The sequence below is a fragment of the Collinsella sp. CLA-ER-H11 genome (assembly GCF_040092445.1).
GTDB lineage: Bacteria > Actinomycetota > Coriobacteriia > Coriobacteriales > Coriobacteriaceae > Collinsella.
This window is the reverse complement of the sequence record NZ_JBBNLN010000004.1, coordinates 38,886-53,152: the sequence shown is the minus strand read 5'-3', so window position 1 is coordinate 53,152 and position 14,267 is coordinate 38,886. Positions and strand designations below refer to the sequence as shown.

15 protein-coding genes are annotated in these 14,267 nt (G+C 56.9%); 12 read left to right on the top strand and 3 right to left on the bottom strand.

Going from position 1 to position 14,267, the window contains the following annotated elements:
• Positions 1–6: 6 nt before the first annotated feature.
• The 9 genes from AAAX35_RS04135 to hflX all read left to right on the top strand — a co-directional run bounded on the left by AAAX35_RS04135 (position 7) and on the right by hflX (position 9,577).
• On the top strand, positions 7–537 hold the full coding sequence (locus AAAX35_RS04135) for a CinA family protein (protein WP_349116841.1): 531 nt from the start codon (positions 7–9) through the stop codon (positions 535–537).
• Between the two features lie 257 nt (positions 538–794).
• Positions 795–1,943 carry a recombinase RecA gene (gene recA, locus AAAX35_RS04130; RefSeq protein WP_022094695.1) on the top strand — a complete coding sequence of 383 codons (1,149 nt, stop codon included), beginning with the start codon at positions 795–797 and terminating at the stop codon, positions 1,941–1,943.
• An 11-nt stretch (positions 1,944–1,954) separates the two neighbouring features.
• The gene (locus tag AAAX35_RS04125) at positions 1,955–2,647 is read left to right on the top strand and encodes a regulatory protein RecX (RefSeq protein ID WP_349116840.1); all 693 of its coding nucleotides are present in this window, start codon (positions 1,955–1,957) and stop codon (positions 2,645–2,647) included.
• A 257-nt stretch (positions 2,648–2,904) separates the two neighbouring features.
• Positions 2,905–4,455, top strand: coding sequence for a ribonuclease Y (gene rny / locus AAAX35_RS04120; protein WP_349116839.1), 1,551 nt, complete (start codon positions 2,905–2,907; stop codon positions 4,453–4,455).
• Between the two features lies 1 nt (position 4,456).
• Positions 4,457–5,542, top strand: a complete 1,086-nt coding sequence (locus AAAX35_RS04115; protein WP_035138498.1) for an ATP-binding protein — start codon at positions 4,457–4,459, stop codon at positions 5,540–5,542.
• 74 nt (positions 5,543–5,616) lie between these two features.
• Positions 5,617–5,934 carry a stage V sporulation protein S gene (locus tag AAAX35_RS04110; RefSeq protein ID WP_006235982.1) on the top strand — a complete coding sequence of 106 codons (318 nt, stop codon included), beginning with the start codon at positions 5,617–5,619 and terminating at the stop codon, positions 5,932–5,934.
• A gap of 45 nt (positions 5,935–5,979) precedes the next feature.
• Positions 5,980–7,350 (top strand): tRNA (N6-isopentenyl adenosine(37)-C2)-methylthiotransferase MiaB, encoded by a 1,371-nt coding sequence (gene miaB, locus AAAX35_RS04105; RefSeq protein WP_161115796.1) that lies wholly within the window; start codon positions 5,980–5,982, stop codon positions 7,348–7,350.
• Complete coding sequence (gene miaA, locus AAAX35_RS04100) at positions 7,350–8,288, top strand: tRNA (adenosine(37)-N6)-dimethylallyltransferase MiaA (RefSeq protein WP_055285165.1); 939 nt, start codon at positions 7,350–7,352, stop codon at positions 8,286–8,288. The genes miaB and miaA overlap by 1 nt, the downstream gene beginning before the upstream one ends.
• The gene (hflX, locus tag AAAX35_RS04095) at positions 8,288–9,577 is read left to right on the top strand and encodes a GTPase HflX (RefSeq protein ID WP_349116838.1); all 1,290 of its coding nucleotides are present in this window, start codon (positions 8,288–8,290) and stop codon (positions 9,575–9,577) included. The genes miaA and hflX overlap by 1 nt, the downstream gene beginning before the upstream one ends.
• On the opposite strand, the gene AAAX35_RS04090 is transcribed toward hflX, so the two are convergent.
• Together AAAX35_RS04090 and lexA are read right to left on the bottom strand one after the other, a co-directional pair.
• Positions 9,562–10,266 carry a heparan-alpha-glucosaminide N-acetyltransferase gene (locus tag AAAX35_RS04090; protein WP_035138489.1) on the bottom strand — a complete coding sequence of 235 codons (705 nt, stop codon included), beginning with the start codon at positions 10,264–10,266 and terminating at the stop codon, positions 9,562–9,564. The two genes, hflX and AAAX35_RS04090, sit on opposite strands and share 16 nt — an antisense overlap.
• Positions 10,266–10,910, bottom strand: a complete 645-nt coding sequence (gene lexA / locus AAAX35_RS04085) for a transcriptional repressor LexA (RefSeq protein ID WP_035138488.1) — start codon at positions 10,908–10,910, stop codon at positions 10,266–10,268. Before lexA ends, AAAX35_RS04090 begins: the two co-directional genes overlap by 1 nt.
• Before the next feature lie 163 nt (positions 10,911–11,073).
• Here lexA and AAAX35_RS04080 point away from each other — a divergent pair, with 163 nt between their 5' ends.
• Genes AAAX35_RS04080 through dut form a run of 3 tightly spaced genes read left to right on the top strand, consistent with a single transcriptional unit; the run spans position 11,074 to position 12,466 of the window.
• The gene (locus AAAX35_RS04080; protein WP_035138484.1) at positions 11,074–11,523 is read left to right on the top strand and encodes a LysM peptidoglycan-binding domain-containing protein; all 450 of its coding nucleotides are present in this window, start codon (positions 11,074–11,076) and stop codon (positions 11,521–11,523) included.
• Between the two features lie 51 nt (positions 11,524–11,574).
• Positions 11,575–12,018 (top strand): transcriptional regulator NrdR, encoded by a 444-nt coding sequence (nrdR, locus tag AAAX35_RS04075; RefSeq protein ID WP_022093781.1) that lies wholly within the window; start codon positions 11,575–11,577, stop codon positions 12,016–12,018.
• Between the two features lie 4 nt (positions 12,019–12,022).
• Positions 12,023–12,466, top strand: a complete 444-nt coding sequence (gene dut / locus AAAX35_RS04070; RefSeq protein ID WP_035138481.1) for a dUTP diphosphatase — start codon at positions 12,023–12,025, stop codon at positions 12,464–12,466.
• A 392-nt stretch (positions 12,467–12,858) separates the two neighbouring features.
• On the opposite strand, the gene AAAX35_RS04065 is transcribed toward dut, so the two are convergent.
• Entirely contained in the window at positions 12,859–14,160 is a 1,302-nt protein-coding gene (locus AAAX35_RS04065; RefSeq protein WP_349116837.1) for a glycosyltransferase, read from the bottom strand.
• Positions 14,161–14,267: the final 107 nt, after the last annotated feature.

Below are 14,267 nucleotides of genomic sequence, written 5' to 3'. Positions count from 1 at the left end.
GTGGGTATGACGGACTCTTTTGAGCAGATTTCCGCACATAACGAGGAACTGGCGCGTGATATTGTCGAGCGCGCGAGCGCTCGGGGCGTGACGGTTTCGACGGCTGAGTCGCTGACGGCGGGTATGATCGCCTCGACGATTGCCGATATCCCGGGCGCCTCGGCGGTGCTGCGTGGCGGTGCGGTGACCTATTGCGATGAGATTAAGCATCGTGTTCTTGGTGTTGAGCAGGAGACGCTCGACCGCTATACCGCGGTGTCGCATCAGACCGCGCGCGAGATGGCGGTGGGTTCGCTGGAGCTGTACCAGAGCGATATTGCAGTGAGCGCAACGGGTTATGCCGGCCCCGGCGGTGGCACTGAGGACGATCCGGCGGGCACTTTCTATATTGGCTGGGCGCATCGTTCCGCCGATGGGGGCGTGCCGGTCGTGGACTCTTTGCGCTGCCACTATGAGGGTGACCGTTCGTGTGTTCGTGCCCATGCGGTCACGGAGGCATTGGGTCGCATTGCCCTTGTGCTCAACTCTATGGAATAGACGTGTTTTAAGGGGCCTCCGAGCCCCTTAATTGTGGAGATAGGGACCTTAGGCTCATTTGGCGTTTGTGCTGGTTGTAGATGTATTTTTGCCTGCCTTGTTCATATTTGGTCCTTTGTGGTCAAGCATTTGGTCAGTGTTTGGTCGGCGTTTGGTTGGGTTTTGGAAAGACCGCCTGCATATGATTGGCCTGAACGGTTGACCACGAACAGCCGTTCGTTTATTATCGATGCAGGTTGTTAAGAGGAGGGCTATTCATGGCCAAGAATTCAGGTCCCGTACGTACCGTTCATGCTCGCACGACGGGTAAAGAGCGCGATGAGATGATCGCCACCACCAAGGCCGAGATCGAGAAGAAATTCGGCCAGGGTTCCATCATGAGGTACGGCGACGGTGGCCCCGAGCTCGAGGTCGAGGCCATTCCCACGGGCGCCCTGGCCCTCGATGCCGCGCTGGGTATCGGCGGCGTGCCGCGCGGCCGTATCGTCGAGATTTACGGTCCTGAGTCCTCCGGTAAGACGACGCTTTCGCTCGAGATCCTGGCTGAGGCCCAGGCAATGGGTGGCGTTGTGGCATTTATCGATGCCGAGCACGCGCTTGATCCCACGTATGCCGCGCGCATCGGCGTGGATATCGACGAGGTGCTCATTTCCCAGCCCGATACGGGCGAGCAGGCGCTCGAAATCGTTGACATGCTCGTGCGTTCCGGCGCCATCGATGCCATCGTCGTCGACTCCGTCGCCGCGCTGACCCCGCGTGCCGAGATCGAGGGAGAAATCGGCGATACTACGGTCGGTCTTCAGGCTCGCCTGATGAGCCAGGCGCTCCGCAAGCTCGCCGGCTCGCTGTCCAAGTCCAACACGACGTGCATCTTCATTAACCAGCTGCGTGAGAAGATCGGCGTCATGTTCGGCAACCCCGAGACTACGACGGGCGGCCGCGCCCTTAAGTTCTTCTCTTCGGTGCGTATCGACATTCGCCGTATCGACAGCATTAAGCTTAAGGACGAGGTTATCGGTAACCGCGTGCGCGCCAAGGTCGTTAAGAACAAGGTGGCAGCTCCGTTCCGTTCTGCTGAGTTCGACATCATGTACGGTACGGGCATCTCCAAGGAGGGCTCGATTCTGGACATGGCTGTCGAGTGCGGCATCTGCAAGAAGATGGGCTCCTGGTTTGCCTATGGCGAGGACAAGCTCGGCAACGGTCGCGAGGCCGCCAAGGCGTTCCTGCGCGAACACCCCGATTGCGCTGACGAGATTGAGCATAAGGTCCGCCTTGCCTGCGGACTTGAGTTTGATGACGATGCTCCGTCCGAGGTCGAGCTGACCGATCAGCCTGCGCCTGAGGAGTTTGACGAGCTTTACGCCATCGATGGTTCCGCCATGCTCGATGATGACGACGAGTAGCGGTTACGCTCATGTCGTATACGGTGACCGAGGCCACGGTCGTCTTTCCCGATAAGAAGGCGGCCTCCTCGTTCTCGAGCGGGTATGCGTCCAAAAAGCCTTGCGCACATATCGATTGTGAGCTTGAGGGCGGTTTTGAGCGGTCCATTTGGATTCCCGTGCGGGTCGCGCGGCTGTATGTCAAAAACCGCCCCGATCTTCCCTGTGATTGGAACAACTTCCGTGAGGCGGTGCAGCTCATTGAGCGTAAATGTGCACTTACCATGGTGACCGAGATGTTATCGCGCCGCGACCATGCGACGGGTGAGGTCCGTGACAAGCTGGCTCGCTACGGCTTTCACCAGCCTGCGATCGATTTCGCCGTCGAGCGCGCCACCGAGTATCGCTTTTTAGACGAGAGCCGCTTTTGCTCGTACTTTATCGAGGAGCGCAAGCGGCGCGGTTGGGGACAGCGCAAAATCGAGACCGAGCTCAAGCGCCGTCATGTCGTGCTCGATGACATTCCCGGTTATCCCGAGGATTATTTTGCCGTCGAAGACGATTTGGCGCGTGCGTCAGCCCTGCTCGCCAAGCGTCGTGTTCCAGAGACGCGCGGATTCGAAAAACTGGTTCGGTTTTTGATAGGCAAAGGCTTCTCGTATCACATCGCCGCCGATGCCGTTAAGGTACGTCTCGATGCCGAACGCGAGGAATGTGCAGTTTAGGCGTATGCGCTTTGTGGCCCTGCCGTTCACCGCGTTTTAGCCGCCGTGCTGGGGCCATTTATTTGACAGTTGTTGTGGTTCAACGTACGATAAACACTGTCATTTGCTTTGTGATATGTGCTCATCTGTGATGAGTTTGTTTATATGTTTATCTGTATCCGACCCGCATAAGCTGCGCCCATATTACTCAAATGTCGCGAGCCGTTCGTAAGGACGGTTCGCTTTGTTGTGTAACGAATCCATAAAAAGGAGTGAGCATGCCTATCATCGCAGCGCTCGTTGGCATCGTTTTGGGTGCCATCGCCGCCATTGCCTACATGCGCACCGCCAAGCAGGGTAGTCTTCACGAGGCCGACGAAAAGATCCAGTCGGCACACGCACAGGCTGAGTCCCTGATCGGTGATGCTAAGCGTCAGGCCGAGGCCCTCAAAAAAGAGGCTCTGCTCGAGGCTAAAGAGGAGATCATCAAGAACAAGCAGGCCGCCGAGGCCGAGGACAAGCAGCGTAAGAGCGAGATTCGTACGCTCGAGAACCGCGTGATGCAGCGCGAGGAGTCCCTTGATCGCCGAAACGACGCTCTCGACAAGCGTGAGCACCAGCTGTCCAGCCAGGCCGGTCAGGTCGAGAAGCGCTCCCGCGAGCTTGAGGAGCTCTGCGCCAAGCAGACCTCCGAGCTCGAGCGTATCGCCGACCTGACCCGCGAGGACGCCCACAAGGAGCTCCTCGATAAGGTTCGCGGCGAGGTCACCCACGAGGCTGCCACGATCATTCGCGAGTCCGAGCAGCAGGTTCGCGCCGAGTGCCACAAGACCGCCCAGGAGATTCTGTCCCTGGCGATTCAGCGCTGCGCTGCCGACCACACAGCCGAGGTCACCGTTACCTCCGTGCACATTCCCTCTGATGACCTCAAGGGCCGTATCATCGGTCGCGAGGGTCGCAACATCCGGACCTTCGAGCAGGTTTCCGGCGTCAACCTCGTGATCGACGACACGCCCGAGACCGTCGTTCTTTCGAGCTTCGACCCGGTCCGTCGCGAGACCGCCCGTGTCGCCCTCGAGAACCTCATCGCCGACGGCCGCATTCACCCCTCCCGCATCGAGGAGATGTATCACAAGGCTGCCGACCTGGTTCAGCAGCGCGTGCGCGAGGCCGGCGAGCAGGCTGCTTTCGACACCGGCATTCATGATCTGCACCCCGAGATCGTCAAGACCCTCGGTGCTCTTCGTTACCGCACCTCGTTTGGCCAGAACGTGCTTCAGCACTCCCTCGAGGTCTCCGACCTGTGCGGCGTGATGGCTTCCGAGCTTGGCCTGGACGTTGTGACCGCCAAGCGCGCCGGTCTGCTGCACGACCTGGGCAAGGCAATCGACCACGACGTCGAGGGCCCGCATGCCGTCATCGGCGCCGAGCTTGCCCGCCGTTATGGTGAGAAGCCCGTTATCGTCCACGCTATCGAGGCTCACCATGCCGATGTCGATCCCAACACGGTGCTCGATGTCCTGGTACAGGCCGCCGATGCTGTCTCTGCCTCTCGCCCCGGTGCCCGTCGCGAGTCTGCCGAGAACTACATCAAGCGTCTTGAGAAGCTCGAGGAGATCGCCAACTCCCATGACGGCGTCGAGCGTACCTATGCCATGCAGGCCGGTCGCGAGGTCCACGTCATGGTTCAGCCGGACAAGATCTCCGATGCCCAGTCCACGGTCCTGGCTCACGATATCGCCCATCAGATCGAGGAAGAGATGGAGTATCCCGGTCAGGTGCGCGTCGTCGTGATTCGCGAGAGCCGCGCTGTCGATATCGCTAAATAACATGAGCGACGCGAACGAGCTCATCTCATTTATCGCGTCGATGTCGGGGGAGGGCAACCTTCGCGTCGAGGAGAACCTTGGCGAGGGGTATGTCCGCCTCCGCGTTTCGGAGGCCGAGCGGCGCCAGGCAAAGCACGACATTCAGCATGTCGAGGATATCGTCATCGAAATGCTCCGTAATGCTCGCGATGCCGGCGCCGACAAAGTCTATCTCGCTACGACCAAGGAAGATGGCGTTCGCACGCTTGTCTTTCTGGATAACGGTTCGGGCGTTCCGCAGGATATGCAAGAGCGAATCTTCGATGCCCGCGTTACCTCCAAGCTTGAGAGCATGAAGATGGACCGTTGGGGCGTTCACGGTCGTGGCATGGCATTGTTTTCGATCAAGCAGAACACCGACGAGGCCCGTGTGGTCACGTCCGGCGTCGATCTTGGTTCAGCCTTTAAGGTGAGCGTTGCAGCCGACCGCCTCAGTGAGCGTGCCGATCAGTCCAGCTGGCCCCAGGCCGTCAAGGATGAGGACGGACGTTATGTCTGTGCTCGCGGCCCGCATAATATTATTCGCGCTGCCTGTGAGTTTGCGCTCGAGGAGCTGCGTGGTTGCGATGTCTATCTTGGTTCTCCGTCTGAGATTGCCGCGACCCTTTATGCTCAGGCGTCAAGTCGGCTCGATACGTCTCGTCTCCTGTTTATTGATGACGAGAGCGAGCTTCCGGTTGTCGATCGTTTAGGCCTTGCCTCTGATGCCGAGGACTTTATCCGTATCTGCTCGGGTTTGGGTCTTGGGATGTCCGAGCGCACGGCACATCGCATTTTGGCAGGGCAGATTAAGCCCGTTCGCGGTGTGACCGCGCGTCTGCTGCGCGAGCGTGATTCGTCCTCGCATGCGCCGGCTCCTGTCGATCTCGCGAAGGATCGTCGCGGGCTACGTATTGCCAAGGATGACATGGCACAGTTTTCGCGTGCTGTGGAGCGGGACTTCAATGACCTTGCCGCCAGGTACTATCTCAACCTTTGCGGCGACCCAAAGATTCGTGTTTCGCGTGATCGAATCACTGTGACCTTCGATCTTGCCAAAGAGGAATAGTGCCTTTACCGAGTCCTCTCGGTACGATACAGTTATTGCAGTTAAAACGTACTTTTAAACGCAGGAGTTTCTTCATGGATTGCCTGAAGGTATCAAGCAAATCATCGCCCGCGTCCGTTGCCGGCGCCATCGCCGGCATGGTCAAGGATGGTGTACCCGTCAACATCCAGTGTGTCGGCGCCGGTGCTGTCAACCAGGCCATTAAGGCCGTTGCCATCGCGCGCGGTTTTTTGATCCCAACCGGTTTTGATATTTCCTGCGCGCCCGTGTTCTCCGACATTCTCATTAACGGGGAGTCGCGCACGGCCATCCGCCTTTCTATCTACGTTCACCAGATCAATCGAGCTGCTATGGATAACGTCGTCATGGATGATGTTAAGCCTGTGGCATAGCTTCTGCTAGCCTCGTTTCGCTCCCCAACGTTAGGACTTATGCACATGGATCAGCGTTCCGTACGCGATATTCTTGCCGGTAAAACCTACTTTATCCGCACCTTTGGCTGCCAGATGAATCAGCACGACTCTGAGCGCGTGAGCGGTCTGCTCGATTCGTATGGTTGCCTCATGGCGCTCGATCTTGAGCATGCCGATATCGTTGTCTTCATGACATGCTGCGTGCGCGAGGCCGCCGATACTCGCCTGTACGGTCAGTGCAATTCCTGCAAAAGCCTGCCGCCTTCGCCTTCGGGCAAGCGTGTGGTTGCCGTGGGCGGCTGCATCGCGCAGCGTGATGGCGAGGGACTGCTCACCAACGTCGATAACGTCAATGTCATCTTTGGCACGCATTCTATCGCACATGTGGCCGAGCTCATTGCCGAGGCGTTCCTTGACGGCAAGCGTCATATCCGCACCAATGAGCATGAGGATACGGATGCCATGAGCATGCCGTGGCATCGAGAGACCCAGTATCACGCTTGGGTGCCCATCATGACGGGCTGCAATAATTTCTGCACCTATTGCATCGTGCCGTACGTGCGCGGTCGCGAAAAGAGCCGCCCCTTCGAGGAGATTGTCGACGAGGTGACCGGTTTGGTGCGCCAGGGCGTGCGTGAGATTACGCTGCTGGGCCAAAACGTTAACTCATATGGTCGCGATCTGTTTGGCAAGCCGCGTTTTGCCGATCTGCTGCGTGCCGTGGGCGATACGGGTGTGGAGCGCATCTTCTTTACGTCTTCGCATCCCAAGGACCTGTTGCCCGAGACCATCGACGCCATGGCCGAGACGCCTGCCGTTATGCCGCAGCTGCACTTGGCCGTCCAGTCAGGTTCGACGCGGATCCTCAAAGAGATGAATCGCCGTTATACACGTGAGGACTATTTGGGCCTGGTCGATCGCATTCGCAACCGTATGCCCGATATCGCGCTCTCGACCGACATTATCGTTGGCTTCCCAGGCGAGACTGAAGAAGACTTTGAGCAGACGCTCTCGCTTGCCGAGACGGTCCGCTATGCCCAGGCCTATACCTTCATCTACTCCAAGCGCGCTGGTACCCCGGCCGCCGAGATTGATGATCCCACACCGCACGAGGTCATCCTTGAGCGCTTTAACCGTCTGGTCAAGGTTATCGAGACGACAGCGCACGAGTACAACCAGGGTGAGCTCCATACCGTGGTGCCGGCGCTCATTGAGGGTACGAGTAAAAAGAACGATGCGGTGCTGCTGGGCAAGAGCCCCAAGAATCAGACCGTTCATGCGCCCATTCCCGAGGGATATAGCATCGACCAGCTTGTCGGTAAGATCGTTGATGTTGACGTCGACGTTGCTAAGACGTGGTATTTGTCAGGCTCCGTTGTGGGTGAGCCGCGCTAATGATTTCTCCCGGGGCAGGTCTTTCCGCCGTTGCGATCGTCGGTCCGACGGCGGTTGGTAAAAGTGACGTCGCTGACCGTTTGGCCGCTCGCCTTTCGTCTGAAGTGCTGTCGTGCGATGCGATGCAAATCTATCGCGGTATGGATATCGGCACCGCAAAGATGACGCCCGATGAGTGTACGGCGCCTCTGCGTCTCGTTGACATCGTAGAGCCGGGCGTCGCGTACTCTGCGGCGCTTTACCAGGCAGACGCTCGCGCGCATGTTGAGCGCCTGCTCGGGTCTGGACGTCTTCCGGTGTTTTGCGGGGGTACGGGCCTGTATCTCAAGGCCGCCCTCGATGAGATGGATTTTCCCTCGGGAGAACTTGAGGACGATCGCCGTGCGGGTTATCAGGAACTTGCCGAGCGCATTGGTGAGGAAGCGCTGCATAAGCTGCTTGCCGAGCGCGATCCTGAGTCTGCCGCGGTCATTCATCCTCATAATGTGCGCCGCGTGATTCGTGCGCTCGAAATGCATGATGACGGCGTTTCCTACGCACAGCAAAAGTCACAGTTTAGTGTTCCATGTGAGCATTATCATGCCTTGTGGTTTGGCTTGACACGCAATCGTGAGCTGCTTTACGAGCGCATTAACCTGCGCGTTGACCTCATGTTTGAGCAGGGTCTTGTTGATGAGGTCCGTGGCCTTATGGACCAGGGGCTTGAAGATGCGCTCACTTCGATGCAGGCGATTGGCTACAAAGAAATCATTGATGCTTTTAACGGTGTGATGACTATGGATGAGGCTCGTGAACTCATTAAGATGCGTTCGCGTCGCTATGCCAAGCGTCAGCTTTCGTGGTTTAAGCGCGACGATCGTATTGTGTGGTTCGATATGGACGAATATACGGTCGATGAGGTCGTTGAGGATATCTTGCATCGCATCGAGGCTGCCTGATGGCCCGGTTTCCCCTCGTTCCCACAGCACCCGAGCCTGAGCGTGCCATTCTTGTCGGCGTCGAGTGGCGCGACAATGCGTGGCCGCTCGATCGCTCGCTCGATGAGCTTGAGCGCCTGGCGCACACGGCTGGCGCCCGGTGTGTTGCTCGTTTGTCGCAGCGACTGGTTAAACCCTATCCTAAATCGTTTATCGGTTCCGGCAAGGTTGAAGAGCTGTGCGGCTTAGTGCATCGCATGGATGCCGATGTCGTTATTTTTGACGACGATCTGACGCCTTCACAGCAGTCCTATCTGGAGAAGGCCGTGGGCGAACCGGTTAAGATCATCGATCGCACGGCGCTCATTCTTGATATTTTCGGCCTGCATGCCCAGACGCGCGAGGGTCGTCTACAGGTGCAGCTGGCGCAGCTTCAATATCTGTTGCCTCGTCTGCGTGGCATTTGGAGCCATCTTGCCAAGGAGCAGACGCGCGGCGGCATCGGTTCGCGCTTTGGCCAGGGTGAAAGCCAGCTCGAGGTTGACCGTCGCTTGATTCGCAATAAGATTGCCGCGCTTCGTCGTGAGCTCAAGCAGGTTGAACAGCATCGCGATGTCCAGTCCAAGAGCCGCATTGAGTCACCGGCGTTTCGCGTCGCGTTAGCCGGTTATACCAATGCCGGTAAATCGACGTTGCTCAATCGCCTGACCGGCTCTACGGTACTTTCGCAGGACAAGCTGTTTGCTACGCTCGACCCGACGACGCGTTCGTATCGCCTGCCCGGCGGTCGCGGCATGACGATTACTGATACCGTCGGCTTTATTCAAAAGCTGCCGCATGGTCTGGTCGATGCCTTTAAATCGACGCTGTCCGAGGTGTTGGGTGCCGATCTAATTCTCAAAGTCGTAGATGCGTCTGACGAGGACTATGAGCGGCAGCTTGAGGCTGTCGACCGCGTTCTTGATGAGATCGGCGCTGGAGAGCGTTTAACGCTGACCGTATTCAATAAAATCGATCTTCTCGATAGCGTTGATCGTCTGAGCTTCCGTCGTCGCTATCCCGAGGCCGTGCTGTTCTCGGCCCAGACGGGCGAGGGACTCGACGATTTCGTCGACCGTATTGCTCGTGAGGCGGCTGCTACCGATGTGTTGCTCTCTGCTGATATCCCGTATCGCGAGGGCGCCCTCATCACGCTGGTGCATGAGCAGGGAACCCTTTTGCACGAGGAATATCTTGAGGACGGCGTTCGTATTGTGGCGAAGCTGCCGGCCCGTATCGCGCCGCGGCTCAAGCGTTATCGCACCGAGTAGACGAGCTCCAAAAAGCCCAGAATAATGGGTTGATGCAGCAGATAAAAGGGGAGTGCATGACGTCCAAGGCTGGCGAGCGCCGGCAGGGGGTTGGCGTAGGCCCAGCTTAGGGCGGTCTTATCGATTCCCTGCGCTATATGTGCGGCGAAGTATCCTGCAAGATACATAAAGATAAACGGGATGATGGGGTAGTAATCACCTGAAACAAACCCAAGGCTCGGAAATCCCAGCCACGCCAGGTAGGGGACAGGGTAGATCGTTTTGGGGATACTCCAGGTGAGGGCGAACAACACAAGGCATAGCGACATGCCCCATCTCGCCGATATCTTCTTAAGGACGGGATCGGTCAACGCCACGATGCCGGTACATGCGGCCATGCAGTAGATGATGCCAAAATTAACCGAATCGTCGACTGAGACAAGTGTTGTTGCCAGCCAGACGACGAGTGCTGCTAAGGCGTATTTGGCGGCACGTTTGATATTGTTGCGCGAAAGGGTGCACATCCAACCCGCGATAAACAAAAATACCCAGCTGATGCTGGCGCGCCAGATGTCTTGAAAGACGGTCTGGGTAAACCAGGGCATATCCCAGTCGTACAGGTAGGCGAGATCGTAGCAAGCGTGAAAACCTGCCATTGAAATCATCGTAAACCCGCGGACGGTATCAAAGATGGTGATGCGTTTTTGCATTACGAGAACCGGCGCATTAAGCCGACGACTTTGCCCAAGATGATGGGATTCGTTGCATAGATAGGCTCCATGGTGTCATTCTCGGGCTGCAGGCGTACGCGTCCCTGCTCCTTGTAGAACGTCTTGACGGTCGCTGAACCATCAATCATGGCCACGACAATTTCGCCGTTCATGGCACTCTTTTGTTCACGGACGATGATGTAATCGCCATTGAAGATGCCGACATTGATCATTGAGCTCCCATGCACCTCAAGGATAAAGGAACCCTGATCAGTGGCGATTTCGGTCGGGATAGTAAAAGTGTCTTCGATATTCTGCTCGGCCAGAATGGGAATCCCAGCCGCGACGCGACCAACGAGCGGTAGCGAGACCGTTCCGCGAGGTGCGGTGGGCTCGTCAGATTTAGAAATTGAGACAGAGGAACCGTCCTCGTTAAAGAGTTCCAGGGCGCGCGGTTTGGTGGCATCGCGCTTGAGTAGCCCGCGCGCCTCCAGGGCAGAGAGATGGGCGTGCACGGTGCTGGGAGAGGATAGGCCCACGGCAGAAGCCATCTCGCGCACGCTGGGCGGATAACCCTTCTCCTGCTGATATTCCTTGATGAAGTCGTAAATTTGCTGCTGACGCTTGGTAATTTTGCGAGCCATCAGGGCATCCTCTCTACCCATGTCAAACAAATGTTCGAATTTTGCTTGACAGGAACAACTGTTCGAAGATAATAATAACCGAACATTCGTTCTCGCGCTAGACATTTTTGTCCGCGCGGCTTGATAAAACTGTTCTCAGCAAAACACGCGAGAGGAGAACATGATGAACGCAACGAATATGGTCCAGGGAAACCTCGCCCTTAAGCTCGAGACGCCTGCCGCGCCCGCTTTTACTGTTGTCAAGGGTGGACGTTCCGGTTATCAGCCTTTGCCCGTAAAGTCTGCTCGCACTCAGTATGCTGTTGCCGCGCCGACTCCCGCTGCCCTGAAGGTCTCGACGATTGTTGCCGTCGCCGTTGCGCTCACGCTCTTCTTTGTCCTCGCTACGTCGGTCTTTAGCGCTCGTCACGCCGCGTATGCCGAGTCCGTTTCCAACGTTACCTACGAGACCATTCGCGTTCAGCCTGGTGATTCTCTTTGGTCGCTTGCCGAGGAATATCCAATCGAAGGCCTTTCCACGCAAGAGACTTCCGACATGATCCGTAACGTCAATCATCTGGAGCATGGTTCGCTCGCCGCCAGTGCGCATCTTAAGGTTCCTGCTCGTTCGTAATCATTATCGCGCTGCGCATGGTACTCTTGTTATCGTTTAAGAGGAGGTACCATGCGCTGTCCTAAATGCGGCAAGGCACATACCCGCGTCGTTGATTCCCGTATGCAGGAGTCAAATAACACCATTAAGCGCCGTCGCGAATGTTGCTCGTGTAACTACCGCTTTACAACGTTCGAGCGATGCGAAGACCCAATTGAGGTCATTAAGTCGGACGGAACTAAGCAGCGGTTCGATCGCAATAAGCTGCTCGTCGGCTTGATGCGTGCCACCATCAAGCGCGATATCGACACTAAGAAGCTCAATGAGATTATCGACGATATCGAGGTCGAGCTGCGCTCTCGCACGTTGACGGCCGTCACGTCGCATGAGTTGGGTGACATGGTGCTCAAGCGCTTGGCCAAGATCGATAAGGTGGCGTACATCCGCTTTGCCTCGGTCTACCGCGATTTCAAAGACGTCGATGAGTTTCTGCAAGAGCTCGACAAGCTAAGGTGATTCCATGTCCTGCATTACCGTCAACATAAAGCGTCTCGACCCCACCGTCGAGCTTCCCAAATACGCCCATCCCACCGATGCCGGCTTGGATCTGCGCTCCAACGAGGACTGCGTCCTGAAGCCCTTCGAACGTCGTCTGGTCTCTACCGGGCTGGCCATCGCCCTGCCCGATGGCTACGCCGGCTTCGTCCAGCCCCGCAGCGGTCTCGCCATCAAGCAGGGCCTGTCTATAGTCAATACGCCTGGCCTCATCGACGCCCACTACCGAGGAGAACTCAAGGTTATCCTCATCAACCTGGACCCCTCAAACAACATCCAAATCAACAAAGGCGACCGCATAGCCCAACTCGTCATCCAAGAAGTCCCCACGGTTAACCTCATAGAAGTAGAAGAACTAGACGAAACCGACCGAGGCAACGGAGGCTTCGGCTCCAGCGGCGTCGCCTAGGGGCGCTCGTATCCCTCCCGCCCGGGGCTTACCTATATCATTCCATGCTCAAACATTCTCGCGTCGCTTCGCTCGCTGCGAAACTGCGCGTGGAACGATATAGGTAAGCCCCGGGCGGGCGGCTACTCGCTTGAAACAATATTTACTTTTCTAGTAAGCCGATGCGACAAAGGGGCTGTCCCTTTGTCGCATCGGCTTACTGTATTTATATTTTCCTGTTTTACCTTTGCAGGTTCTAATGGAGGGGATACCGAAGTAGCTGCTAGTAAGTAAACGCAGCCGCTCTGCCGGAGCCGCCCTTATATCGTTCCACGCGCAGTTTCGCAGCGAAGCGAGAATGTTTGAGCATGGAATGATATAAGGGCGGCTCCGGCAGAGCGGCGGACATTCGACTAGCGGATATGCGCGGGCTTTCCTCCCCAGTAGAAGCGGCAGAAGGCTCGTTTGCGATTTTGGGGTTTGCCTTCGAGCTCCATGGTGGCGATGGCTATGTCTTCGGCTGCGTGGGGGCGGCGTAGTACTTCGCCGTTGATGAGTAGGGCTTTGAGTGATTCGGGATGGTCGTGCAAGTGACGTAGGGTTACGATGAGTTCACGTGCGGTGGTGACGTGCATGCTGGCGCCCATGCCGGTAAGCATCGTGGTGTTGGCCTTTTCCTGACCGTATGATTTGCCCAGCAGGATCATCGGCAGATGAGCGCACAGGCACTCGGTGACCGTGAGTCCGCCTGATTTGAGGATTGCCAGGTCGCAGCCGTGCATGAGGGCCGCCATGTCGTCCACGTAGTCCAGAACCGTGACGTTGTCGAGCTTCATGGCGTCGAAGAGCGTCTTGAGTCGGGCGGCGTATTCCTTATCCTTGCCCGGTAAAAAGACAAAGTGCATGTCCTCAAAGCTGCGTAAGAAGGGGAGCGTGTGGTCCATCGCGGCACGGAAACGCACGTATGGTTGGGGCAAACTGGCGCCGGCCATCACCAATACGACGGTTTTGTCTATGGGGAGATTGAACTTGCTCAGCTCTTCCTCGCGATCGTAATTTGAATCGAAACCGGCTCGGATGGGGATGCCCGTTATGCGGATCTTTGACTCGGGAACTTTGCGGGGGCGCAGCGTTTCGGCCATAAACTCGTTGGCCACGCAGAACAGGTCGGTGTCCTTGTGGGGCCAAAAGCCTTCGACTTCATAGTCTGTTGGTACGCAGATGACCGGATAATCGATACCCGTAATAACGCGGGCACCCACGGCAACATTGGCTGCTGTGATGTGCGTTGCGACCACGGCTATAGGCCTGCGGCGACGAATATATTCGTTGAAGGCGGGGAACATAATTCGCGACCATGCCGTGCCGCCACCCCAGAGAAGATGCCCCGTAAGCGTATATCGCCAGGTCAGGTCGTAAATGGGGCGTGTTGCTCCCGTAAAAGAAGCCGCGGTCTTATTGCCGTCGAATTTAATACGTCCAAAATCAAGGATATCGAGCACTTCAATTTCAATATCCTCAGGGATTCCCTTGGTGCCGCGGATAAGGTCAAATGCTTGTGCAATCGCGTTGGCGGCGGCTTTGTGGCCCGATCCAACTGATGCGTGCACAATGGTTACCAGGGGTTTTTGTGCAGGTAAAACGGTCATTTGCTCCGGTTGGGGAGTGGCTTGCATGGGCAGGGGAGCGCTATTGCTCGTCTGCGTTTGATCCATCGATAACTCCCCTTCAGCTTTGTTACGCGATTTATCATTGTAGTGCATGAGTGTCATGTTCACGTAAATTTGGGTATGAGCGCAAAGAACGACAACGTTTCGACGAG

Excerpts from the sequence above, each read along its gene's own strand:
- AAAX35_RS04135 (WP_349116841.1), top strand. The coding sequence starts at position 7 with ATGACGGACTCTTTTGAGCAGATTTCCGCACATAACGAGGAACTGGCG.
- recA (WP_022094695.1), top strand. The coding sequence starts at position 795 with ATGGCCAAGAATTCAGGTCCCGTACGTACCGTTCATGCTCGCACGACG.
- AAAX35_RS04125 (WP_349116840.1), top strand. The coding sequence starts at position 1,955 with ATGTCGTATACGGTGACCGAGGCCACGGTCGTCTTTCCCGATAAGAAG.
- rny (WP_349116839.1), top strand. The coding sequence starts at position 2,905 with ATGCCTATCATCGCAGCGCTCGTTGGCATCGTTTTGGGTGCCATCGCC.
- AAAX35_RS04115 (WP_035138498.1), top strand. The coding sequence starts at position 4,457 with ATGAGCGACGCGAACGAGCTCATCTCATTTATCGCGTCGATGTCGGGG.
- AAAX35_RS04110 (WP_006235982.1), top strand. The coding sequence starts at position 5,617 with ATGGATTGCCTGAAGGTATCAAGCAAATCATCGCCCGCGTCCGTTGCC.
- miaB (WP_161115796.1), top strand. The coding sequence starts at position 5,980 with ATGGATCAGCGTTCCGTACGCGATATTCTTGCCGGTAAAACCTACTTT.
- miaA (WP_055285165.1), top strand. The coding sequence starts at position 7,350 with ATGATTTCTCCCGGGGCAGGTCTTTCCGCCGTTGCGATCGTCGGTCCG.
- hflX (WP_349116838.1), top strand. The coding sequence starts at position 8,288 with ATGGCCCGGTTTCCCCTCGTTCCCACAGCACCCGAGCCTGAGCGTGCC.
- AAAX35_RS04090 (WP_035138489.1), bottom strand. The coding sequence starts at position 10,266 with ATGCAAAAACGCATCACCATCTTTGATACCGTCCGCGGGTTTACGATG.
- lexA (WP_035138488.1), bottom strand. The coding sequence starts at position 10,910 with ATGGCTCGCAAAATTACCAAGCGTCAGCAGCAAATTTACGACTTCATC.
- AAAX35_RS04080 (WP_035138484.1), top strand. The coding sequence starts at position 11,074 with ATGAACGCAACGAATATGGTCCAGGGAAACCTCGCCCTTAAGCTCGAG.
- nrdR (WP_022093781.1), top strand. The coding sequence starts at position 11,575 with ATGCGCTGTCCTAAATGCGGCAAGGCACATACCCGCGTCGTTGATTCC.
- dut (WP_035138481.1), top strand. The coding sequence starts at position 12,023 with ATGTCCTGCATTACCGTCAACATAAAGCGTCTCGACCCCACCGTCGAG.
- AAAX35_RS04065 (WP_349116837.1), bottom strand. The coding sequence starts at position 14,160 with ATGGATCAAACGCAGACGAGCAATAGCGCTCCCCTGCCCATGCAAGCC.